The following is a 22,803-nucleotide window of genomic DNA, read 5'->3' as shown; positions in this document are numbered from 1 at the left end:
CGCAGGGAGGTTGCCGCATGGAAGCACGGGAACTCGCCGTCGCGGGCGCCCTGGAGATCACCCCGCCGGTCTTCCCCGACCGGCGGGGGCTGTTCTGCCCGGTGTACCAGGAGGCGGACTACGCGGCCGTCCTGGACGGCCCGCCGTTCCGGGCCGTGCGCAGCGGGCTGAGCGTCAACCGGACGGGCGTGGTGCGCGGCGTGCACTACGCCCGCTCCGAACCGGGCACGGCGAAGATCGTCCTGTGCGCGGCGGGAGAGGCGCTGGATCTGGTGGTGGACGTACGGGCCGGATCGCCGACCTTCGGCCGCTGGGACTCGGTCCGGCTCGGCCCGGCCCGGCCGCGCGCCGTGTACTGCCCCCCGGGCGTCGGCCATGCCTTCGTCTCCCTGGCGGAGGGGACCGTGCTGGTCTACCTGCTCTCCACCCCGTACCGGCCGGAGGACGAACTGGCCGTGTCGGTGCTCGACCCCGCGCTCGGACTGCCCGTGCCCCGCCGACCGGAGCCGGTCATGTCCGACCGGGACCGCACCGCGCCCACGCTGGCCGAGGCGCTCGACCGCGGCCTGCTGCCGGAGTACCGGCCGCACGGCGGGGATCTGCGACAGAGCCCCCAGACGAAGGAGGACTGACACGTGAAGGGCATCATCATGGCCGGCGGGTCGGGCAGCCGGCTCAAACCCCTGACCGGCGTGCTCTCCAAACAACTGCTCCCGGTCTACAACAAGCCCATGGTCTACTACCCGCTCTCGGTCCTCATGCTGGCCGGGATACGGGACATCCTCGTCATCTCCTCGCCCCACCACCTGCCCCTGTTCCGCGCACTGCTGGGCGACGGCGGTCACCTCGGCCTGCGCTTCGACTACGCCGAGCAGGAGCATCCCGGCGGCATCGCGGAGGCCTTCCTGATCGGCGCCGACCACATCGGCGACGACTCGGTCTCGCTCGTCCTGGGCGACAACCTCTTCCACGGACCCGGCTTCTCCGCGCTGCTGCGCGACCGGGCGCGGCGGCTCGACGGCTGCACCATCTTCGGTTACCCGGTGCGGGACCCGCAGCGGTACGGCGTCGCCGAGGTGGACGACGACGGGCGGCTGCTGGGCATCGAGGAGAAACCTGAGCGGCCGCGCTCCGAACTCGCCGTCACCGGCCTGTACATGTACGACAACGACGTGGTCGGGATCGCCCGGGGCCTGGCCCCCTCCGCGCGGGGCGAACTGGAGGTCACCGACATCAACCAGGCGTACCTGGAGCGCGGCAAGGCCGAACTGGTCCGGCTGGGCAGGGGCTTCGTCTGGCTGGACACCGGCACCCACGACGCCCTGCTGGAGGCCGGCCAGTACGTCCAGATCCTGGAGCAGCGCCAGAGCGTGCGCATCGCCTGCGTCGAGGAGATCGCCTACCGCATGGGCTTCATCGGGGCCGAGCAGCTCCGGCGGCTGGGCCGGGAGCACGCGAACACCGACTACGGCACCTATCTGATCGAGCTCGCCGACCGCACGGCGGACGGGCGGCAGGTCCCGGACGCCCTGCCGCCCGGCCTCGTCGCCGACCCCGCCGGACTGCCGTCCCTGACCGCCCCGCGCGCCGGAGCCGCAAGGAGTTGACCATGCGTTACCTGTTCACCTCGATGCCCGTCTCCTCCCACCTGATGCCGCTGGTCCCCCTGGCGCACGCCGCCCAGGCGGCGGGCCACGAGGTGCTGGTGGCCACCTGCGGCCCCGCGGAGCGCACGGCGGTGGCGGCGGGGCTGGTCACCGCCGAGGCCGGTGCGGCCCGGCGGGCCCGGCAGCCCTACGACGACCTGCTGCGCATGCTGGAGCGCGCCGAGGCCGGATCCGCCCCGGACGACGCCACGTCGCTGGCCGTGCACGGCCGCGCGTTCGGCGAGGTGGGCCTGCGGATGCTGGACGACCTGGTGGACATCGCCCGCGCCTGGGGGGCCGACGCCGTGGTCTACCCCGGCATCCACTCCGCCGCGCTGGTCGCCGCCCGGGCCGCGGGCGTCCCGGCGGTGCTGCACGGCTACGGGACGCCCCTGCCGACCTTCGGCCCAGCCCTGGAGTACCTGGCGCCGCACGCCGCGGAAGCCGGTGTGGAGAAGGTGACGGAGGCGGAGATCGAGATCGACGTCCTGCCCCCCTCGCTGGCCAACTTCACCGACGTGCCCACCGACATCGGCCGGCCCGCGCACCGGCTGGCGATGCGGTACGGCTGCTTCAACAACGGCGGCACCCTGCCGCACTGGGCCATGCGGCGGAGCGACGTGCCGCGCACCGTGGCCACCTGCGGCTCCTCGGCGGCCATGACCCGCGAGGGCGCGCTGTACCGCGACATCGTGCTGGCCACCGAGGAACTGGGCGCGGAGCTGGTGCTGCTCACCGCGGACGCCGACCTGCCGGAGCTGCCCGCGACCCTGCCGCCGCACGTGCGGCCCGAGCGGTGGCTGCCGCTGCGGGCGCTGCTCGACCACTGCGACGCGATCGTGCACCACGGCGGCTCCGGAACCGTGCTCAGCTCCTTCGCCGCCGGTGTGCCGCAGGTCTCGCTCCCGATGCCGGGCACGGTCAACGTCAGCAACGCCCGGACCGTGGCCGCCCGGGGCGCCGGCCCCACCCTGGACATCGACGCCTCCGGACCGGAGGCGGTCGCCGGCGCGCTGAACGAGGTGCTGCGCGACCCCGCGCCCCGGCGGGCGGCGCAGGAGGTCGCCGAGGAGATGGCGGCCATGCCCTCGCCCGCCGCGGTCGTCGACCGCATCGGCGAACTGCTCCGCGCCGAGCGCTGGTGACCCGCCGGTGACCCACCGCCCCGCCGCCCGCCACCGGGCCCGGGGCGGAACCGAACGACCGAGGAGGAGTGAGGGTGAGGATCGCTGTCGTCGGCGGCGGCCCGGCGGGGCTGGCTTTCGCCGCGTTCGCCCGGCTGGCCGACCCGCCGGACGAGGTCACCGTGTGGGAGCGCCACCGCGTGGAGGACACCTACGGATTCGGCGTCATACTGCCGCCCGCCGCTCTGGACACGATCCACCGCGCCGACCCGCGGCTGGCCGGCGCGCTGGCGCCGCACCTGGCCGGATGGGACGAGATCACCGTGCACCGCCACGGCAGGTCGCTCACCACCCGGGCCCCCTGGCTGGGCGCGATGAGCCGCCGGGCCCTGCTGCGGCCGCTGCGGCAGCGGTGCGCTGAGCTGGGGGTGCGGCTGCGCCAGGGCGCCCCGGCCCCCGGCGCAGCGGCGCTCGCCGCCCGGTACGACCTGGTGGTGGCGGCCGACGGGGCGCGCTCGGCCACCCGGGACGCCCTGGCCGGGCGGTTCGGCACCACGACGGAGCGGATCGCGCCGGACTACGTCTGGCTGGGCGCCGAACGGGCCTTCGACGGGCTCGCCTTCATCGTCGCCGACACCCCCCGGGGCCCGGTGACCGCACACGCCTATCCGTACGAGCCGGGCCGCAGCACCTTCCTGGTGGAGGCCGCGCACCGCCCCGGCACCGACGAGCTGGCCCGGCTCTTCGCCGGTCCGCTGGCGGGAGCGCGGCTGCTGGAGAACCGGTCGCGGTGGAGCCGCTTCCCACAGGTGCGCAACTCCACCTGGTCCAGCGGGAACGTGGTGCTGCTCGGCGACGCGGCGCACACCGCGCACTACTCGATCGGATCCGGCACCCGGCTGGCCCTCGACGACGCCCACGCGCTCGTCGCCGCCCTGCGCTCCCAGCCGTCGCTCCCGGCCGCGCTGGCGGCCTACGAGGCGGCCCGCCGACCGGCCGTGGAGCACGCGCAACGGATCGGGCGGGCGAGCGCGGCCTGGTTCGCCGGCCTCGCCGAAGCGGGCGACGCGCCCCCGGAACGGTTCCTCGTGGACCTGGTCACCCGCGGTGGCCGGGTCTCGATGCGCGACCTGGCCGCCGACACCGCCGGGCTGGTTCCGGCGGACACGGTGCCGAGCGGCCGGTGACGGGGTGACCGCCCGGTACCCGCGATCGCCGCCGCCCCGTCCCGTCATCCTCTCCCTCCCGTCCCTCCCGATTCCCCCACCGCGGCCACCCCCGCCGCGGCCCGTCGTCGCTGCTGGAGGAAATGTGCACGCCATCCAAGAGCTGAAGGACGTACCGGCTCTCCCCGCCGCCTTCGAGGCCGCGGCCGCCGCCGCGGCCGACCGGACCGCGCTGGAGGACGGCACGTCCTCGCTCACCTACCGCGAGCTGAACGCGTCGGCCAACCGCCTCGCCCGCCGTCTGCGGCGGGAGGGCGTGGGGGCGGGCAGCCGGGTGGGCGTCCACATGTCCCGCTCCCTGGAGCTGTACACCGTCATCCTGGCCGTCCTGAAGGCCGGGGCCGTGGTCGTGCCGCTGAACCCCGCCCACCCGGTCTCCGTACGGCGCGCGATCGCACAGGAGGCCGCGCTGCCGCTGACGCTGCGGGACGTGCCGGCGGGGCTGGGGTCCGTCACCGTCGAGCGCGATGTCCACGAGCTCATCGCCGACAGCGCCTCTCTGGAGGACGGCGACCTGCCGGAACCGGTGGACCCGGAGAGCACCGCGTTCATCCTGTTCACCTCCGGGTCCACCGGCCGCCCCAAGGGCGTGCTCATCGCCCACCGGGGCATCGCCCGCGTGGCCCGGTACAACGGGGAGGTGGAGGTCCGCTCCGACGACTGCTTCCTCCAGCTCGCCCCGTACTCCTTCGCCGCCTCCACCACCGAGATCTGGCTGAGCCTGACGCACGGGGCCCGGGTGGTCGTCCCGCCCCCGCAGCTTCCCTCGCTGCCCGACCTGGCCCGGACCATAACCGAGCGCCGGGTCACCTTCCTCAACCTGCCGTGCGGCCTGTTCAACCTCCTGGTCGACGGCCACCCCGAGGCGCTGCGCGGGGTGCGGACGGTCATCGTCAGCGGCGACTTCCCCTCGCCGCCCCACCTGGCCCGCGCCCTGCGGGCCGTCGGCGGGACCGTCTGCAACGCCTACGGCTGCACCGAGAACTCGGCCCTGACCGCGGTCCACGCCCTGACCGAGGACGACCTGCGCAGCCAGGTGTTCCCGGTGGGACGGCCGCTGCCGGGCGTGGGGCTGCACGTCCTGCGCGAGGACCTCACCCCGTGCGAGCCCGGTGAGGTGGGCGAGATGTGCATCAGCGGCGCCGGTCTGGCCCAGGGCTACCTGGACCAGCCGGAACTGACCGCCGAGAAGTTCCCCGTGCACGACGGGACGCGGCTGCTGCGCACCGGTGACATGGCCCGTACGACACCGGAGGGCGAGGTCGTCCTGGCGGGCCGGGCCGATCAGATGGTCAAGATCCGGGGCTTCCGGGTGGAGCTCCGCGAGGTTGAACTCGCCGCCGAGCAGACGGGGCTGGTGGAGCGCGCGGTGGTCCGCGCGGTGGACGCGGCGGACCACCTGAAGGAGCTGGTCCTGTTCTGCACCACCGCGACGGGCGAGCCGCCCGGCACCGAGACCCTGCTGTCCGAGCTGCGCGGACGGCTGCCCGACTACATGCTGCCCGCCCGCGTCCACCACCTGGCCGAGCTGCCGCTGAACCACAACGGGAAGCTGGACCGCATGGCCCTCCAGGAGCCCCGTGCCGTCCTGGTGGAGCCGGAGGCCGGGCAGGCGCGCGGCGAGGCGGAGGACCCGGTCGCCTCCGTCATCGTCGGCCTGCTCGCCGGCGTGACCGGACGGGAGCGGATCGGCACCGGCGACTCCTTCGTCCTGTCCGGCGCCAACTCCCTCCAGCTCATCCGGCTCGCCGCGAACCTCCAGGACGTCATGGGGGTCGACGTGCGGGCCGAGGACATCTTCCAGCACGACAACGCCAAGGCGCTGGCCGACCACATCCGGTCGATACGCGAACGCCGCACGGAGGTGGCCGCACATGACTGACCCCCTGCTCACCGTGGTGCTCGACCGATGGCGGCACACCGCCGGCCGGCCCGCGGCGACGGCCGACGACCCGTTCACCGCGACGGTCGGCGACGCCTACGCCGCCGACCTGCGCGGCCTGCTGGGCCTGGAGGTCAGCGCGGCGGACGTCGCCGAGTGCGGCACACCGCGCGCCCTGTCCGAGCGGCTGCGCGCCCGGCGCCGGAAGGGTTCCCGTGGCCCGGCACCGGAGCCGGGGCCGGGCCGCGGACCCTCCGGCACCGGGGAGTTCGCCTGGGAGGCGACCGCCGCCCAGGCGGGCATCTGGTACGCCGGGGAGTTCGGCGACCCGGCGGCGTACAACTCCCCCGTCCTGCTGCGCTTCCCCGAACCGCTCGACCCCGAGGCGCTGCGGCACGCGCTGCGGCACGTCGTGGCCCGGCACGAGAGTCTGCGGACCACCTTCGCCATGGACGCCGGCGGCCGGCTGGTGCAGCGGGTGTCGGCCGATCCCCGGTTCGGTTTCGAGACGGCCGCCGCCTCCGGCGAGGAGGAGGTGCGGCGGCTGGCCGCCGACTTCGCCGTCGCCCGTCTCGACCTGCGCACGGGCCCGCTGCTGCGCGTGCTGTGCCTGGACGCCGGAGAGGACGGCACGGTCCTCCTGGTCAACGTGCACCACGCCGTGTTCGACGGCTTCTCCTGGTCCGTGCTGCTGACGGAGTGGCTGACCGCCTACCGGCGGCTGGCGGCCGGCGGGGAGCTGCCGCGCGTCCCGGCCCCCACGCAGTTCAGGGATGTCGTCGCGGCCCGGGGGCGCACGGCCGCCCGGGCGTCCCTGGACCACTGGAGGGAACACCTCGCCGACGCCCCGCCGCTGCTCGACCTCCCCCTGGACCACCCGCGCGGGCGGGGCGCCGGACGGGCGGACGGCGTGCGGACGGTCCTCCCGGCGGCCGAGGCCGCCCGGCTGCGGGAGCGGGCGGCTGCCGAGGGCGTGACCCCGCTGATGGTCCTGCTCACCGCCTACGCGGTGCTGCTGCACCGGCACACCGGCCAGGAGGACCTCACGGTCGGCCTGCCGGTGTCGCTGCGCGACAGGGCAGCCGACCAGGAGGTCATCGGCCACCTGGTCAACACCGTCGTGCTGCGGCACCGGATCTCGCCGCGGGACACCGCGCGGGATCTGCTGGCGCGCACCCGGCAGGAGGTCCTCACCGCGATGCGCCACAAGGACGTGGCCTTCGAGGAGGTCGTCAAGGCCCTCGGCGCGGGCCGGGACGGCGGGCGCTCACCCCTGTTCCAGACGATGGTGACCCTGATGCCGAAGGAGCGTCGCGTCCTGCGCCACCTCGGCCTGGGCACCGACGAGTGGCAGCACGTCAGCGGCGCCCCCAAGTACGATCTCGCGCTGATCGTCGAGGAGGGCGGGGAGGAACTGGGCCTGACCTTCGAGTACGACCGGGCCCTGTTCCGGCCCGGGACGGTCGAACGCGTCGCCCGGCGGTTCCGCACCCTGCTGGCGGACCTGCTGGACCGGCCCGGCAGCCCCGTCGGCGAGCTGAGCTGGGTGCCCGCGGCGGAGCTGCGGGAGCTGGAGGCCGCCTGGCACGGGCCCGTGGACGAGCGGCCCGCGCGGCGATCGGTGCCCGAGATGTTCGAGGAGTGGGCCGGGCTGGCTCCGGACACCGCGGCGGTCGAGGCGGTGGACGGCGGCGTCCTCACGTACCGGCAGCTGAACTCCGCGGCCAACCGGCTGGCCCGGGCTCTGCGCGAGCGCGGGGTCCGCCCGGGGGCGCGGGTCGCGATCCGGCTGGAGCGCGGCCCGGACGCGGTCGTCGCCCTGCTGGCGGTGCTGAAGGCGGGCGCCTCCTACGTCCCCCTGGACCCGGCGTACCCGCGGGACCGCATCGCGCTGATGCTGGCCGACTCCCGTCCCGGGCTCCTGCTCACCCGGGGCCGCCCGGAGACGCCGGGCCCGGAGGGCACCGAGGTGTTCGACCTCGACGCCGAGGAGCACCGGGTGCGGGGGCAGGACGAGGGAAACCTGCCGGTGCGCCGCACCCCCGAGGACGAGATGTACGTCGTCTACACCTCGGGGTCCACGGGACGGCCCAAGGGTGTCGTCATCGACGACTTCACCATCAACAACCTGGTGTACCGGCAGATGGACCTGTCCGAGCCGGACAACGACGCCCGCACCCTCCAGTACATGTCGCTCTCCTTCGACGTGTCGTTCATGGAGATCTTCGGAACCCTCTGCGCCGGCGGCACCCTGGTCCTCGCCGACGAGGAGATGCGCGCCGACCTGCACCGACTGGCCGGCCATCTGCGCGAGCACCGGGTGGCCCGGGTCTTCCTGCCCTACGCCGCCCTCCAGGAGCTGGCGTCCGTCGTCGTCCGCAACGGCATCGCCCTGCCCGACCTGACCGAGGTCTACACCACCGGCGAACAGCTGGTCGTCACGCCCCGGCTGCGGGAGATGTTCGGCCGCCTCACCGGGGCAGCGCTGATCAACGCCTACGGGCCGTCCGAGGCGCACCTGTGCACCGCCCACCGTCTGCCGGACGACCCGGCCGACTGGCCGGAGAGGCCGCCCATCGGACACACCGTGGCGGGGGTGCGGCAGTACGTCCTGGACGCCGACCGCCGCCCGGTGCCGTTCGGGGTGCCGGGCGAGTTGTACGTGGGCGGGCGGATCCTCTCCCCCGGCTACCTGAACCTGCCGGAGCAGACCCGCTCGCGCTTCCTGCCCGACCCCTACGCCCCGGAGCCGGGCGCACGCTTCTACCGCACCGGCGACCTGGTCAGGTTCACGCCCGAGGAGGGCTTCGTGCACCTGGGCCGGGCCGACGAGCAGATCAAGATCCGCGGCTACCGGATCGAGCCCGCGGAGGTGGAGGCGGCGCTCAACGACCTGCCCTCGGTCACCGCCTCCGCCGTGGTCGCCGCCGAGCACCGCCCCGGGGACCGGCGGCTCGTCGCGTTCCTGCGCACGGACGCCCCCGTGGACGAACCGGAGCTGCGCCGCCTGCTGGGACGTTCCCTGCCGGCGTACATGGTGCCCTCCCGGTTCGTGGGGATCGACCAGCTGCCCACCTCCCCCAGCGGCAAGACCGACCGGGCCGCCCTGGCCACCCGCGCGGCGGCGCTTCCGGCTCCCCGGAAGGAGGCTGCCGGCGGCCGGCCGCCGACCCCGACCGAGCAGCACGTCGCCGCCGTCTGGGCCGGGCTGCTGGACGGTGCCGCGGTCGGCCCGGAGGACGACTTCTTCGTCCTGGGAGGCCACTCGCTCATGGCGGTGCGGCTGCGCCAGACACTCCAGGAGGAGTACGGCGTCGACCTCCCGCTCAGCGTGCTGCTGGCCGACCCGACCGTGGCGGGCATGGCCGCGCGGGTGGAGCAGGCGCGCGCCGGGGAGGTCACGGCAGACGGGCCCGACCTGTGGGCCGACGCCCGGCTCCCGGAGGGGCTGGACCCGGCCGCCGCCCCGCGGCGCGCCGACCCGGCCGCCGCCCGGACTGTGCTGCTGACCGGTGTCACCGGCTTCCTGGGGATCTACCTGCTGCGCTCCCTTCTCGCCGCCGGCTGCGAGGTCCACTGCCTGGTACGGGCCGGCTCTCCGGAGGAGGGGCTGCGCCGGATCGCCGACAACGCTCGCCGCTACCGGGCCGACCGCGGCCTGGACCTGTCCCGGGTCCGCGTGGTGGCCGGAGACCTGTCGCGGGAGCGGTTCGGCCTCGCGCCCGAGGAGTACCGCGACCTGGCCGGGCGGATCGAGGCCGTCCACCACGCGGCGGCGCACATCAACTTCGCCGCGCCGTACGTCTCGGTCAAGCCGACCAACGTGGACGGCTTCGTGCGGGTCGTCGAGTTCTGCGCCGACACGGTACTCAAGCCGCTCCAGCACATGTCCACGCTCGCCGTCTTCCCGCCCGGAGGACCCGCCCGGGACATCGGCGAGGACGCCGTCCCCGAGACCCCCGACGGGCTCGGCATCGGCTACGCGCAGAGCAAGTGGGTCGCCGAGCGGCTGGCGCTGGCGGCCCGGGAACGGGGAGTGCCGGTCACCGTCCACCGCATCGGGAGGATCGGCCCGGACACCGCGACCGGAGCCTGCCGGACGGACGACTTCTTCTGGCTCCAGGTCAAGAGCTTCCTGCAGCTGGGCCTGGCGCCGAGGGAGCCGGGGCCGCCCGTGGACCTGCTGCCGGTGGACGTGGTGGCCGACGCGGTCGTGCTGCTCTCCCGCTCGCCCGCCGCGCACAACCGGAACGTGCACGTCTTCCACCCCGTCGGCATGGACTGGGAGACGGTCTTCGCCGCCATGGGCTCGCTGGGGCGCCCGCCCCGGCTCGTGTCCACGGCCGAGTGGCTCGGCGCCCTGGAGTCCGGCCCCGCCGACGCGGACGACCGCTCCCTGGCGAGCCTCGTCCCGCTGTTCCGGGAGGGGGTCATGGAACTGGGCGACCACCGCTACACCAACGACGGCACGGTCAGGCTGCTGAAGGACCTCGGCCTCGAACTGCCCGCCGCCGACCCGTCCTGGATCACCTCGATGGTCCGCTACTTCGCCGAGACCGGCCAGGTCGCCACCGCGCGCGTGCCGTGAGCGCCGCCGCGCGCGGCACGAGCCGCCGAGGACACCCAGCCGCCGAAGGCCATCGCAGGAAGGACCCCGTCATGTCAGGAGCCAGGCGCCGCGTCAGGGCCGTCATCGTGGGAGCCGGCCCGGTGGGCTGCCTCCTCGCCGTCGAGTTGCGCCGGCGGAACTTCGAGGTGGAGGTGCACGAGAAGCAGTCCCCCGGCGGCGTGGCCACCGTCGGGACCGGCCGCTCGTTCAACCTGACCCTCACCCACCGCGGATCGAGCGCCCTGCACCCCGCTCTGCGCGACCGCATATACGCCACGGGGGCGATGCTCCAGCAGCGCGTCGTGCACCACCGCGACGGCACGCTCACCCACCAGCCCTACGGGGTCGGCAGCGATCACCATCTGCTGTCCGTACCGCGTGCCGCCCTCCAGCGCGTCCTTCTGGAGGAGGCGCTGGAGGCAGGGGCGTCCGTGCACTTCGGCCACTCCTGCGTCGCCGCCGACGCGCACCGCGCCGAAGCCGTCTTCGTCACCGCGGACGGCGGCGTGTGCCGGGCCACCGGGGACATCCTGATCGGCTGCGACGGCGCGAACAGCGCGCTGCGCCACGAGCTGTCCAAGTCCGGTGCCCGGATGCGGATCCACCAGGAGTACATCCCGCACGGCCACGTCGAGCTGACCATGCTGCCCGAAACGGCCCGGAAGCTCAGCCCGGACGGGATGCACCTGTGGCCCCGCGGGGACCACTTCCTCCAGGCCCAGCCGAACCGGGACGGCATCCCCACCACCACCCTGTTCATGCCGGTGGACAGCCGGGGCGGCGAGCTGCGGTTCCGGTCCTTCGCGGACCGCGACTCCGTACGGGAGCACTTCGACCGCGAGTACCCCGACATCGCCGCGGCCCTGCCGCAGGTCGCCGAGGAGGTCTGGGACACCCGTCCCGCCCTGCTCAAGATCGTCCGCTGCGCCCCCTACCACTACGACCGCGCCGTGCTCCTCGGCGACTCCGCCCACACGGTCGTCCCGTTCTACGGCCAGGGCATCAACTGCAGCTTCGAGGACGCGGAGGTGCTGTGCGACCTGCTCGACCGCCACCTGGGCTCCTGCTCCGACCGCCACACCGCCGTCCGGGCCGCGGTGGCGGAGTTCAGCGAGTTGCGGGTGGCTCCCGGCCAGGCGATAGCCGACCTGTCCATGGCCAACCTGGAGGAGCTGAGCGCCCACATCGACGACGAGCTGTTCCACTTGCGCAAGGGGCTGGAGCGCAGGCTGCACCAGCGGTACCCGGAGGACTTCACCCAGCTCTACCAGCTCGTCGCCTTCACCCGAATCCCCTATCACGAGATCGTCCGGCGCAGTGAGTGGGACAAGTACGTCCTGGACCTGTTGTGCGAGCGGTACGACCTGCGCACACAGGCCGACGAGATCATCGACTCCTATCCGGAGTTCGCCCGGAGCCTGGGAGCGGGCGGAGTGCCCGTACCGGTGATGTCGTCCGGTCCCGCCGCGCTGTCACGACCTGGAGACCTCTGAATGACCGACAACCCCTACGACGTGGAACTGGATCCCCGCTACAGCTCCGAGGAGGCGCGCCCCGCCTCCTGGAGCCAGACGCGCCGCACGCTGGCCGAGGCCGAGCTGTACTGGGTCGCGACCGTGCGGCCCATCCCCAGACCGCACATAACGCCCGTGGCGGGGGCGTGGCACGACGGGGCCCTGTGGTTCTGCTCGCTGCCCCGGGAACGCAAGGTGCTCAACCTGGTGTCCAACCCCCGGTGCTCGCTGCTGACCGGGACCAACCGGCTCTCCAGCGGCGTGGACATCGTGCTGGAGGGCCGGGCGGTCCGGGTCACCGAGGAGGAGAGGCTGGAGGAGGCCGCCGAGACGTTCCGCCGCAAGTACGGCGCGATGTGGGACTACGTCGTCGACGGTGACGTTCTCAGCGGCTCCGTCGGCCGGGCCTGGGCCTTCTCCGTCGCTCCCCGAACGGTGTTCGCCTTCACCAAAGGTTGTGTCGCGCAGACCCGTTGGCGCTTCTCATCCTGAGCAGCTTGGGCCGTAACGGGACGGCCTCCCGCGGCGGGCACCCCGAACCGGAAGCCGACCCCGCGGATGGTCGTGATCCACTCGCTGCTGCCCAGCTTGCCGCGCAGGCTGCTGACGTGGGTGTCTATGGTCCTGCTCGCCTGGACGCTGATCCGGGTGTCGGCCGGGTAGTCCCAGACGACGGACATCAGCTCCTGTCTCTGGAAGATCCGGTCCGGCTCCGTCGCCAGCGTGTACAGCAGGTCGAACTCCTTGCGGGTCAGGGCGAGCGGACGCCCGCACAGACACGCCTCCCGCCGGGAGGGGTCGATGACGAGCGGACCGAGCTCCAGGCAGTCGCCCTCCCCCCGGCCGGCCTCCTCCGGTGCGCGCGACGCCCTGGTCCGGCGGAGGATGGCCTTGATCCGGGCCACCAGCTCACGCGCCCGGTAGGGGATCTCGACGCAGTCGTCGCATCCCGCCTCCAGCAGGAGCACCTGGTCCACCTCGGCCTCCGCCGGAGTGAAGCCGATGATGGGCACTTCGCTGTCCCTGCGTATGGCCTGGCACACCGAGACACCGTCGAGATCCGGAAGGTCGGTGTCCAGCAGGATGAGGTCGCAGTCGTGGTACGCCCCCAGCACGTCCTCACCACTGGGTGCTACGGAGGCGTCGTAACCGTGTCGCTGCATGTCCCGTTTCAACGCATCCGCCGAAGGGCATCCGGAAGCTACCAGGATGCGTGTTCTGGGGTGTTCGTGGCCGTTCCGGAAAACCGGACCGGCGAGGTTCGATCCCTTTCGAACCGTGAGTCTGCGCGAGCTCCCGTCCTCAACAGACAAAGCGAATCCCCCTTTCGGTAAGGCTCTGCTGCCGTATGGGTGCGCTGGAATCGTGCTCGTAACCGCATTCCCCACCCCGAGCGCACCATGCGCCGGAGTGCGACCCAAACATAGCAATGGTGTACACACACGGCACGGCCGAATGCCGCAGCAGCGAGGTCACCGGATTCCGCTTACCGCACCGGGCATTTCACCCACGGAGTAAGGAGCATCCCGTGCCCACCCGCATCCTTGTGACCGGCGGCGCCGGATTCATCGGATCGCACTACGTCAGAACCCTGCTGACGCCGCAGAGCGACTTGCGCATCACGGTTCTGGACCGTCTCACCTACGCGGGCAACCCCGCCAACCTGGACCCGGTACGCAGCCATCCGGGATTCCGCTTCGTCCTCGGCGACATCCGCGATCCGCAGACGGTCGACCGTGTGGCCGGGGACGTGGACGAGATCGTGCACTTCGCCGCCGAGAGCCACGTGGACCGGTCGATCGCCGACGGTCAGGAGTTCGTGCGCACCAACGTCCTGGGTACCCAGGTCCTGCTGGACGCGGCGGTCCGGCACGGCATCCGGTGTTTCGTGCACGTCTCCACCGACGAGGTGTACGGCTCCATCCCGCACGGCTCATGGCCCGAGGACCACCCGCTGTGCCCCAGTTCGCCGTACTCCGCCTCGAAGGCGGCCAGTGATCTGCTCGCGCTCAGCTACCGCACGACCCACGGCCTGGACGTCCGCGTCACACGCTGCTGCAACAACTTCGGCCCCTGCCAATATCCGGAAAAGATAATTCCGCTGTTCGTCACCCGGTTGCTGAACGGGCGAAAAGTACCGCTTTACGGCACCGGCGACAATTCCCGGGAATGGATCCACGTCGACGACCACGTCGCCGCGCTCGAACTGGTCCGCACGGCCGGGCGGGCCGGCGAGGTCTACAACATCGGGAGCGGGGTCGAGCTCACCAACAGGCAGCTGACCGCCCTCCTGCTGGAACACTGCGGCGCGTCCTGGGACAGCGTCGAGCCCGTCGCCGACCGCCCCGGGCACGACCGGCGCTACTCGGTCGACACGGCCAAGATCCGCCGGGAGCTGGAGTGGGCGCCGCGCCGGGACTTCCGCGCCGCGCTGGCCGAGACCGTCGACTGGTACCGCGGGAACGACGGCTGGTGGCCCCGGGAGGCGGCCCGCCGGCCGCTCTCCCCCTCCCCGGCCACCTGACCCCGCGCCGGAGCCGCCGGCCGCCGCCGACGGCCGATCCGCCGCACCGCCGCCGGGAACCGCGGGAAGCCCCTGCCCCGCCGCCCGGCAACCGCAACCAGTGACCGACAAGGAGTGTTGATGACCTCCGCCCGATCCGACCACTCCGCCGAACCCGGCCGCGTCCCGCCCCGCGCGGGGCTGAGGGAATGGCTGGGGCTGGCCGTCCTCGCGTTACCCGCGATGCTGATCGTGATGGACATGACGGTGCTGCACCTGGCCGTCCCGCACCTCAGCTCCGACCTCGCGCCCACCGGTTCCGAGCTGCTGTGGATCACGGACATCTACGGATTCATGGTGGCGGGCTTCCTGATCACCATGGGCAACCTCGGGGACCGGATAGGCCGGCGCCGCCTGCTGCTGACCGGAGCCGGCGCCTTCGCGGCCGCCTCCGTCCTGGCCGCCTACGCCTCCAGTCCCGAGACGCTGATCGCGGCCCGCGCCCTGCTGGGACTGGCCGGAGCGACGCTGATGCCGTCCACCCTCTCGCTCCTGCGCGTCATGTTCCCCGACGAGCGCCAGCGGACCATCGCCATATCCGCGTGGATGATGTGCTTCACCGTGGGCGCCTCGATCGGCCCGCTGGTCGGAGGCGTCACACTCGAGCACTTCTGGTGGGGGTCGGTCTTCCTCATCGGCGTCCCCGTGATGGTGACGCTGCTGTTGCTCGGTCCCGTCCTGCTGCCCGAGTACCGCGCGCCCTCGGCCGGACGGCTGGACCTCGTCAGCTCCCTGCTCTCCCTGGCGGCCGTCCTGCCGGTGGTGTACGGCGTCAAGCAGGTCGCCCGGGACGGGCTGGGCGCACCGGCGGTGCTGGCCGTCGTGTTCGGCGTGGCCACGGGCGCGGTCTTCCTGCGGCGGCAGCGCCGCCTGGAGGACCCGTTCATCGACCTGCGCCTGTTCCACGAGCCCCGGTTCCGGGTGTCCCTGAGCGCCCTGGCCACCCTGACCTTCGTCATGTTCGGCATCAACCTGTTCATCGTGCAGTCGCTCCAGCTGGTGCACGGACTGTCCCCGCTGGAGGCGGGCCTGTGGATCCTGCCGGGGAGCGTCGGCGGGGTGATCGGCACGGTGGTGGCCATCACGGCGCTGCGCCGGGTGCGTGCGGCCTACGTCATGGCCGCCGTCCTCGCGGCCGCCGCGGTCGGCCTGCTCCTCGTCGCCCGCGCCGACCGCACCGACTTCGTGCTGCTGGTGACGGGCCTGGCCGTCATGGCCACGGGCATAGCCCCGGCACTGAACCTGGGCACGGACATGGTCGTCAGCTCCGCTCCCCCGGACCGGGCGGGCGCGGCGTCCGCGGTCTCCGAGACCAGCAACGAGTTCGGCGGCGCACTCGGCCTGGCCGTCCTCGGCAGCATAGGCACCGCCGTGTACCGCACGCGGGTGGAGGAGACCGCGGGCGCCGAGATTCCGGCCGGGGCCGTCGGGGCCGCCGAGGACACCCTGGCCAAAGCCCTGTCCGCAGCCGAGCGGCTGCCCGAGGAGTTGGGGAGCAGGCTGGTGGACCTCAGCCGCGAGGCCTTCTCGTACGGCCTGTCGGCCATGTCGGTGATCGGCGCGGTCCTGGTCGCCGTCTGCGCCGTACTCGTGGCCACCACCCTGCGTCATGTCCGCCCCGGCACCGGAGACGGCGAAACCGCCGAGGACGACGGCGCCGGGGACGGCCGGTCGGCCGGCGCCCTCGCCCCCTGACCGGATCTCCCCGTACCGGACTCGCCGACCGGCCGCTGCGGAGCCACGGCGGCTCGCCAAGTAAGGAGACGTGTGGAAATGTCCCGCCGCCTGTTCACCTCGGAGTCCGTGACCGAGGGTCACCCCGACAAGATCGCCGACCAGATCAGCGACACCGTTCTCGACGCCCTGCTGGAGCAGGACCCGGCCTCCCGGGTGGCGGTGGAGACACTGATCACCACCGGTCTGGTGCATGTGGCCGGGGAGGTGACCACCGCCGCGTACGCCGACATCCCCACCCTGGTGCGGGAGAAGGTCCTGGCCATCGGCTACGACTCCTCCAAGAAGGGCTTCGACGGGGCCTCGTGCGGGGTGTCGGTGTCCATCGGGGCGCAGTCCCCCGACATCGCCCAGGGCGTGGACACCGCCTACGAGACCCGGGTGGAGGGGGATGAGGACGAGCTGGACCGGCAGGGCGCCGGCGACCAGGGTCTGATGTTCGGCTACGCGTGCGACGAGACGCCGGAGCTGATGCCGCTGCCCATCCACCTGGCCCACCGCCTCTCCCGGCGGCTGTCGGAGGTGCGCAAGAACGGCACCATCCCCTATCTGCGCCCGGACGGCAAGACGCAGGTCACCATCGAGTACGCCGGTGACAAGGCGGTGCGGCTGGACACCGTGGTGGTCTCCTCCCAGCACGCTTCCGACATCGACCTGGACTCGCTGCTGGCGCCGGATGTCCGCGAGTTCGTCGTCGAGCATGTGCTGGGCGAGCTGGTGGCCGACGGCATCAAGCTGGACACCGACGGCTACCGGCTGCTGGTCAACCCCACGGGCCGGTTCGAGATCGGGGGTCCGATGGGGGACGCGGGCCTGACCGGACGCAAGATCATCATCGACACCTACGGCGGGATGGCCCGCCACGGCGGCGGGGCGTTCTCGGGCAAGGATCCGTCCAAGGTGGACCGGTCGGCCGCGTACGCGATGCGGTGGGTGGCCAAGAACGTGGTGGCCGCCGGGCTGGCCGCCCGGTGCGAGGTGCAGGTGGCCTACGCGATCGGCAAGGCCGAGCCGGTTGGTCTGTTCGTGGAGACCTTCGGCACGCACACGGTCGATCCCGAGCGGATCGAGCAGGCGGTCTCCGAGGTGTTCGACCTGCGCCCGGCCGCGATCATCCGGGATCTGGACCTGCTGCGCCCGATCTACGCGCAGACGGCCGCCTACGGCCACTTCGGCCGGGAACTGCCGGACTTCACCTGGGAGCGCACCGACCGCACCGACGCCCTACGCACCGCCGCCGACCTCTGACCCCTGTCCCCGTCCGGACCGGCGGGCCGCGCCCGCCGGTCCGGCCGGGCCCGAGGAGTGAATGCCGTGCGCATCGTTGTGACCGGATCGATCGCCACCGACCACCTGATGGCCTACCCGGGAAGGTTCGCCGACCAGCTGGTCGACGGACACCTGGAGCGGGTCTCGCTGTCCTTCCTCGCCGACACCCTGGAGATCCGCCGTGGTGGGGTGGCCGCCAACATCGCCATCGGCCTGGGACGGCTCGGCCTGCGGCCCCTCCTGGCCGGGGCAGCGGGCCTCGACTTCGCCGAGTACCGGCAGTGGCTGGAGGCCAACGGCGTGGACACCCGGCTCACCCACGTGAGCGACACCCTGCACACCGCCCGCTTCGTGTGCACCACCGACGACGACCACAACCAGATCGCCACTTTCTACCCCGGCGCGATGGGAGAGGCCCGCGGCATCACCCTCGCCCCGCACGCCCGCCGGGCCGGCGGCGTGGACCTCGCGGTGATCTCCCCCAACGATCCCGAGGCCATGCTCCGGCACACCGACGAGTGCCGGAACCTGAACATCCCCTTCGCCGCCGACCCCTCCCAGCAACTGGCGCGCCTCGACCGCGGCCAGGCCCGGCTGCTGGTCGACGGCGCCCGCTGGCTGTTCACCAACGAGTACGAGTCCGCTCTGCTCCGGCAGCTCACCGGCTGGTTCGAGGACGAGATCCTGGAGCGGGTCGGCGCCTGGATCACCACCCGGGGCCCGGAAGGAGTCACGGTCGCACAGCCCGGGCGACCACTCCTGCGCATCTCCGCCGTCCCTGTTCCCAGGCCGGTCGACCCCACCGGCGTCGGCGATGCCTTCCGGGCCGGCTTCCTGGCGGGCGTCGCCTGGCAGTGGCCGTACGAGCGGGCCGCCCGGCTGGGCTGCGCGCTGGCCGCCGTGGTCCTGGAGGCGGTCGGCACGCAGGAGTACAAGCTCTCCGCCGCCGATCTCCTCCTGCGCCTCGAACAGGGCTACGGCGCACCGGCGGCCGCAGAGGTCGCCCCCTGCCTTCGGAGGATCGGCATATGAGCGACCCGACCCGTGCCGATGCCCTGCGTACGGTACCGGCGGAGTACGACGTCGCCGACCGGGCGCACGGGCTGCCCGAGGAATTCCGGCCCCACCCCGAGCAGTCCGCCGACGCCGCCCCCACCCACCACCCGGAAGCCGAACGCCTCGACGCCGGAGGCCGGGCATGACCACGCTGCGCGACCTCCTCGAAGCCGGCGCCCCCTCCTTCTCGTTCGAGTTCTTCCCGCCCAGGACCGACAAGGGCGAGCGCGTCCTGTGGAACGCGATCCGCCGCGTCGAACCGCTCGCTCCGACCTTCGTCTCCGTCACCTACGGAGCCGGCGGCTCCTCCCGCGACCGCACCGTGGAGGTCACCGAACGCATCGCCACCGAAACCACCCTGCGACCGGTCGCCCACCTCACCGCCGTCGGCCACTCGGTGACCGAACTGCGCCACATCGTCGGCCGCTACGCCGACGCCGGCGTCCACGACCTCCTCGCCCTGCGCGGCGACCCGCCCGGCGACCCCGGCGCCCCCTGGACCCCCCACCCCCGGGGCCTCACCCACGCCCACCAACTGGTCTCCCTGATCAAGCAGACCGGCGACTTCAGCGTCGGAGTGGCCGCCTTCCCCGAAAAACACCCCCGCTCCCCCGACTGGGACAGCGACATCCGCCACTTCGTCGCCAAGTGCCGCGCCGGCGCCGACTACGCCATCACCCAGATGTTCTTCCACGTCGAGGACTACCTGCGGCTGCGCGACAAGGTCACCGCCGCCGGCTGCCACACCCCGATCATCCCCGAGATCATGCCCGCCACCGACGCCCGCCAGATCGCCCGCTTCGCCGCGCTGTCGGGCGCGGCCTTCCCCGAAGACCTCGCCCACCGCCTGGAGGCCGCCCGCGGCAACCCCGCCGAAGGCCACCGCATCGGCGTGGAGTATGCCACCGCCATGGCCGACCGCCTGCTGGCCGAAGGCGCCCCCGGCCTGCACTACATCACCCTCAACCAGTCCACCGCCACCCTCGACATCCACCGCAACATCCTGGGCACCGCCCCCGCGCCCGGCACCGCGGTCCCGGCCGGTCCTGTTCGCGCTCGCGCATCCGACACGTTCCGAGAGAAGGGGAAGACGGAAGATGGACACCACGCACAGGAGCTCCGGACCGCGGAGAAGCGAGGTCCTGGAGCTCCGCGACGAGGAACTGAGTAGCAGGTGGCAGGACTTCCAGCTCTCCTCGATGCCGGATCTCCTCAGCTCCCTGCACCTCTGCCACGCCGTGCACGCACTGGCGAAGTCCGGGCTGCTGGAACGTCTGCGCAGCGGCCGCGACAGCGCGGAGGCGGGCCTCCTCGACGGCATGAACCAGCGCATCGCGTCGAACGTCCTGCGCTACCTGGTCCTGAAGGGCGTGCTCGAGGAGTGGCGGGGCGCCTACCGGCTGACCCGCCGCGGTGCGCTCCTGACATCGGACGTCTCCCTGGCCCGGCTCGGCTTCTACCTCGAGGCGTACGGCCCGGTCGTCCGGCGGGCCGACGACCTGATGACGGGACGGGCCGTCTACGGCACGGACGTGCACCGGAGCAACGGGCCGCTGAGCCGCCACTGCGGGACCATATTCGCCAGGTACTACACCCCGATCGTCCTGGAGACCATGCGCAACCGGGGGGCCAGGCGGATCCTGGACCTCGGCTGCGGTGGCGGGCAGCTCCTCGTCGACGCCTGCCTGAACGATCCGGGGATCACCGGCGTCGGCCTGGACATCGCGCCCGCGGCGGTGGAGGTCGCCCGCGGCCTCGCACGCCGCCACGGCCTGAAGGACCGGCTCGACTTCGTCGTCGCCGACGCGTTCAACCCCGCGACCTGGCCCGAGGTCTGCTCGGGCGCCGAAGTGATCACCGGCATCGGCGTTCTGCACGAGCACTTCAGGGACGGCGACAAGGCCGTCGTGGACATCCTGAACGCCTACGCGGACTTCCTCACCGGCGAGAGGATGCTGCTGATCGGCGAACCGGAGCCGTTCTACGACGACCGGGAGAACGATTCGGAGTTCTTCCTGATGCACGTCCTCACCGACCAGGGCTTCCCCGCGGACCGGGCGGCGTGGTTTGACATCTTCGAACGGACCCGCCTGTCGTGCCGCCGCACCCTCACCTGGGCCACGGCCGGGCCGCGCATGTGCTTCTACGACCTCGTGCCGCAGGGCTGACGGCGCGCACCACGCCCCGGGGGGGGGGGGGGGGGGGGGGGCGGGGGCGGCCGCGGGCGGCCGGCGTCCCCCGGCCCGGGGGTCGGTCACGAAACCGTTCACACAGAGAACACAGAAAGGCGTGTCGCGTTGAACTGGGGAAAACCACATCTGAGTGGAACCTTCGGAGCCGTTTCCTCGACCCACTGGCTGCCCTCGGCGGCCGCCATGTCGATCCTCGAGAAGGGCGGTAACGCCTTCGACGCCGCCGCCGCCGCCGGTTTCGTCCTGCAGGTGGTCGAACCGCACTTCAACGGGCTCGGCGGTGATGTGCCGATCCTCTCCTACCGGGCGTCGACGGACCGCGTGCAGGTGGTGTGCGGACAGGGGCCGACGCCCCGGGCCGCCACCATCGACGGCATCAGGCGGCTGGGGCTGAACCAGATTCCGGGATCGGGCCTGCTGCCGGCCGTCGTGCCCGGCGCCTTCGGCGCCTGGATGCGGATGCTGGCCGAGCACGGCACACTGCCGCTGTCCGAGATCCTCGACTACGCCATCGGCTACGCGGAGAACGGTTTTCCGCTGCTGGCCGGCACGGCGGAGGCCATCGAGGTGCTGGCACCGCTGTTCGAGACGGAGTGGCTCGAGTCCGGGCGCGTCTACCTGCCCAACGGACGTCCTCCCGCAGCCGGTTCGCGGTTCCGCAATCCCGCGCTGGCGGAGACGTACAAGCGGCTCCTGCGGGAGGCCGGCGCCGCGTCCGGCGGGCGCGAGGCGCAGATCGCCGCGGCCGAGAAGGCCTTCTACCAGGGCTTCGTCGCCGAGGCCATCGACACGTTCGTCTCCTCCACGGAGGTCCTGGACTCCACCGGCCGACGGCACAAGGGGCTGCTGACCGGTCAGGACATGGCTGACTGGCGGGCGACCGCGGAGGAGTCCGCGCACATCCGGTACGGGGACTGCACGGTCCACAAGCCGGGCCCCTGGTCGCAGAGCCCGGTATTCCTCCAGCAGCTCGCGCTCCTGGAAGGCTTCGACCTGCGCGGCATGGGCCTGAACAGCGCGGAGTACATCCACACCGTGGCCGAGTGCGCCAAGCTGGCCTTCGCCGACCGCGAGGCCTGGTACGGGGACCCGGACCACAGCGACGTGCCGCTGGAGACCCTGCTGAGCCCCGCCTACACGGCGGAACGGCGCGAGCTGGTCGAGGCGAAGGCCGCGACCGCCCTGCGCCCCGGCTCCCCCGGTGGACGCCGGCCGCACGTGCCGGAGCACGTGGCGGACCCCGTGCCCCCGGAGCGGGAGCACTGGATGTCCCAGATCCACAACGGCCTGCCCACCGTCGTACAGGCCACCAGGGCCCGCACCGACACCTGCACCATCGTCGTGGCCGACAGGTTCGGCAACATGGTGGCCGCCGTTCCCAGCGGCGGCTGGCTGAAGAGCTCCCCCGTCGTCCCCGGCACCGGCCTCTCACTCGGCACGCGGGCGCAGACGATGACCCTCGAGGAGGGACACCCCAACTCCTTCGGGCCGCGCCGCCGTCCGCGCACCACGCTCAGCCCCAGCCTCGTCATGAGGGACGGCAAGCCGGTCCTGGCCTTCGGCACCCCGGGCGGGGACCGCCAGGACCAGTGGACCCTGGAGTTCTTCCTCGCGGTGGCCGAGTTCGGCCTCGACCTCCAGTCCGCGACCGAGACCCTCGCCTTCCACACCGACCACTTCGCCGCTTCGTTCACTCCGCACGAGTCGCGTCCGAGGGTGCTGACCGTGGAGCGGAACTGCGATCCGGGCGTCATCGAGGAGCTGCGCACCCGCGGGCACGAGGTCGAGCTGGCGGCCGAGTTCTCGCTGGGCAAGGTCTGCGCCGTCGGTGCGGACCCCGGGCGTGACCTGCTGCTGGCCGCCGCGAGCCCGCGCGGCCGTCAGACGTACGCCGTAGCCCGCTGACCCCCTCGCCCGCGGCGGGGCGTTCCACGGCCGGGGCCACCGGGCGTACGCCGGCCCGGGCGGAACCCGCCGCTGCCGGATTC

General features: G+C 72.8%; 16 protein-coding genes and 1 pseudogene. 16 read left to right on the top strand and 1 reads right to left on the bottom strand.

Annotated features, from left to right (window positions below):
* Positions 1 to 17 precede the first annotated feature (17 nt).
* The 8 genes from AC2CJA_RS05795 (at position 18) to AC2CJA_RS05760 (ending at position 12,493) form a co-directional block, all read left to right on the top strand.
* Positions 18 to 632 (top strand): dTDP-4-dehydrorhamnose 3,5-epimerase family protein, encoded by a 615-nt coding sequence (locus AC2CJA_RS05795; protein WP_484601572.1) that lies wholly within the window; start codon positions 18 to 20, stop codon positions 630 to 632.
* A gap of 3 nt (positions 633 to 635) precedes the next feature.
* A complete protein-coding gene (gene rfbA, locus AC2CJA_RS05790) occupies positions 636 to 1,607 on the top strand; it encodes a glucose-1-phosphate thymidylyltransferase RfbA (RefSeq protein WP_484601571.1) in 972 nt (323 codons plus the stop codon).
* A 2-nt stretch (positions 1,608 to 1,609) separates the two neighbouring features.
* Positions 1,610 to 2,791, top strand: a complete 1,182-nt coding sequence (locus tag AC2CJA_RS05785; protein ID WP_484601570.1) for a glycosyltransferase — start codon at positions 1,610 to 1,612, stop codon at positions 2,789 to 2,791.
* A 74-nt stretch (positions 2,792 to 2,865) separates the two neighbouring features.
* Positions 2,866 to 3,957, top strand: coding sequence for an FAD-dependent monooxygenase (locus AC2CJA_RS05780; RefSeq protein WP_484601569.1), 1,092 nt, complete (start codon positions 2,866 to 2,868; stop codon positions 3,955 to 3,957).
* A gap of 124 nt (positions 3,958 to 4,081) precedes the next feature.
* Positions 4,082 to 5,878 (top strand): non-ribosomal peptide synthetase, encoded by a 1,797-nt coding sequence (locus tag AC2CJA_RS05775; RefSeq protein WP_484601568.1) that lies wholly within the window; start codon positions 4,082 to 4,084, stop codon positions 5,876 to 5,878.
* Positions 5,871 to 10,466, top strand: coding sequence for a non-ribosomal peptide synthetase family protein (locus AC2CJA_RS05770; RefSeq protein WP_484601567.1), 4,596 nt, complete (start codon positions 5,871 to 5,873; stop codon positions 10,464 to 10,466). The genes AC2CJA_RS05775 and AC2CJA_RS05770 overlap by 8 nt, the downstream gene beginning before the upstream one ends.
* Before the next feature lie 71 nt (positions 10,467 to 10,537).
* Positions 10,538 to 11,980: an FAD-dependent oxidoreductase gene (locus tag AC2CJA_RS05765; RefSeq protein ID WP_484601566.1), complete on the top strand. Its 1,443-nt coding sequence runs from the start codon at positions 10,538 to 10,540 to the stop codon at positions 11,978 to 11,980.
* The gene (locus AC2CJA_RS05760) at positions 11,981 to 12,493 is read left to right on the top strand and encodes a pyridoxamine 5'-phosphate oxidase family protein (protein ID WP_484601565.1); all 513 of its coding nucleotides are present in this window, start codon (positions 11,981 to 11,983) and stop codon (positions 12,491 to 12,493) included.
* A 56-nt stretch (positions 12,494 to 12,549) separates the two neighbouring features.
* On the opposite strand, the pseudogene AC2CJA_RS05755 reads toward AC2CJA_RS05760, so the two are convergent.
* Positions 12,550 to 13,389: pseudogene (locus tag AC2CJA_RS05755) on the bottom strand (winged helix-turn-helix domain-containing protein); the annotation flags it as partial.
* A 140-nt stretch (positions 13,390 to 13,529) separates the two neighbouring features.
* Between AC2CJA_RS05755 and rfbB the strand changes: the two are divergent.
* The 8 genes from rfbB to AC2CJA_RS05715 all read left to right on the top strand — a co-directional run bounded on the left by rfbB (position 13,530) and on the right by AC2CJA_RS05715 (position 22,720).
* On the top strand, positions 13,530 to 14,525 hold the full coding sequence (gene rfbB, locus AC2CJA_RS05750) for a dTDP-glucose 4,6-dehydratase (protein WP_484601564.1): 996 nt from the start codon (positions 13,530 to 13,532) through the stop codon (positions 14,523 to 14,525).
* A 120-nt stretch (positions 14,526 to 14,645) separates the two neighbouring features.
* Complete coding sequence (locus tag AC2CJA_RS05745; protein WP_484601563.1) at positions 14,646 to 16,259, top strand: MFS transporter; 1,614 nt, start codon at positions 14,646 to 14,648, stop codon at positions 16,257 to 16,259.
* 78 nt (positions 16,260 to 16,337) lie between these two features.
* The gene (gene metK / locus AC2CJA_RS05740; protein ID WP_484601562.1) at positions 16,338 to 17,546 is read left to right on the top strand and encodes a methionine adenosyltransferase; all 1,209 of its coding nucleotides are present in this window, start codon (positions 16,338 to 16,340) and stop codon (positions 17,544 to 17,546) included.
* 66 nt (positions 17,547 to 17,612) lie between these two features.
* Positions 17,613 to 18,599 (top strand): carbohydrate kinase family protein, encoded by a 987-nt coding sequence (locus AC2CJA_RS05735; RefSeq protein ID WP_484601561.1) that lies wholly within the window; start codon positions 17,613 to 17,615, stop codon positions 18,597 to 18,599.
* Positions 18,596 to 18,769, top strand: a complete 174-nt coding sequence (locus tag AC2CJA_RS05730) for a hypothetical protein (RefSeq protein ID WP_484601560.1) — start codon at positions 18,596 to 18,598, stop codon at positions 18,767 to 18,769. Before AC2CJA_RS05735 ends, AC2CJA_RS05730 begins: the two co-directional genes overlap by 4 nt.
* Positions 18,766 to 19,794 (top strand): methylenetetrahydrofolate reductase [NAD(P)H], encoded by a 1,029-nt coding sequence (gene metF / locus AC2CJA_RS05725; protein ID WP_484601559.1) that lies wholly within the window; start codon positions 18,766 to 18,768, stop codon positions 19,792 to 19,794. Before AC2CJA_RS05730 ends, metF begins: the two co-directional genes overlap by 4 nt.
* A complete protein-coding gene (locus AC2CJA_RS05720) occupies positions 19,721 to 20,791 on the top strand; it encodes a methyltransferase domain-containing protein (protein ID WP_484601558.1) in 1,071 nt (356 codons plus the stop codon). Before metF ends, AC2CJA_RS05720 begins: the two co-directional genes overlap by 74 nt.
* A 207-nt stretch (positions 20,792 to 20,998) precedes the next feature.
* Positions 20,999 to 22,720: a gamma-glutamyltransferase family protein gene (locus tag AC2CJA_RS05715; RefSeq protein WP_484601557.1), complete on the top strand. Its 1,722-nt coding sequence runs from the start codon at positions 20,999 to 21,001 to the stop codon at positions 22,718 to 22,720.
* Positions 22,721 to 22,803 lie beyond the last annotated feature (83 nt).

It is taken from the genome of Streptomyces sp. ATLC9 (assembly GCF_057196705.1).
This window is presented reverse-complemented; position numbering and strand designations above follow the sequence as displayed.

Coding starts and splice junctions, on each gene's coding strand:
- metK (WP_484601562.1), top strand. CDS start 16,338: ATGTCCCGCCGCCTGTTCACCTCGGAGTCCGTGACCGAGGGTCACCCC.
- AC2CJA_RS05730 (WP_484601560.1), top strand. CDS start 18,596: ATGAGCGACCCGACCCGTGCCGATGCCCTGCGTACGGTACCGGCGGAG.
- AC2CJA_RS05745 (WP_484601563.1), top strand. CDS start 14,646: ATGACCTCCGCCCGATCCGACCACTCCGCCGAACCCGGCCGCGTCCCG.
- metF (WP_484601559.1), top strand. CDS start 18,766: ATGACCACGCTGCGCGACCTCCTCGAAGCCGGCGCCCCCTCCTTCTCG.
- AC2CJA_RS05760 (WP_484601565.1), top strand. CDS start 11,981: ATGACCGACAACCCCTACGACGTGGAACTGGATCCCCGCTACAGCTCC.
- AC2CJA_RS05720 (WP_484601558.1), top strand. CDS start 19,721: ATGGACACCACGCACAGGAGCTCCGGACCGCGGAGAAGCGAGGTCCTG.
- AC2CJA_RS05715 (WP_484601557.1), top strand. CDS start 20,999: ATGTCGATCCTCGAGAAGGGCGGTAACGCCTTCGACGCCGCCGCCGCC.
- AC2CJA_RS05785 (WP_484601570.1), top strand. CDS start 1,610: ATGCGTTACCTGTTCACCTCGATGCCCGTCTCCTCCCACCTGATGCCG.
- AC2CJA_RS05770 (WP_484601567.1), top strand. CDS start 5,871: ATGACTGACCCCCTGCTCACCGTGGTGCTCGACCGATGGCGGCACACC.
- AC2CJA_RS05795 (WP_484601572.1), top strand. CDS start 18: ATGGAAGCACGGGAACTCGCCGTCGCGGGCGCCCTGGAGATCACCCCG.
- AC2CJA_RS05765 (WP_484601566.1), top strand. CDS start 10,538: ATGTCAGGAGCCAGGCGCCGCGTCAGGGCCGTCATCGTGGGAGCCGGC.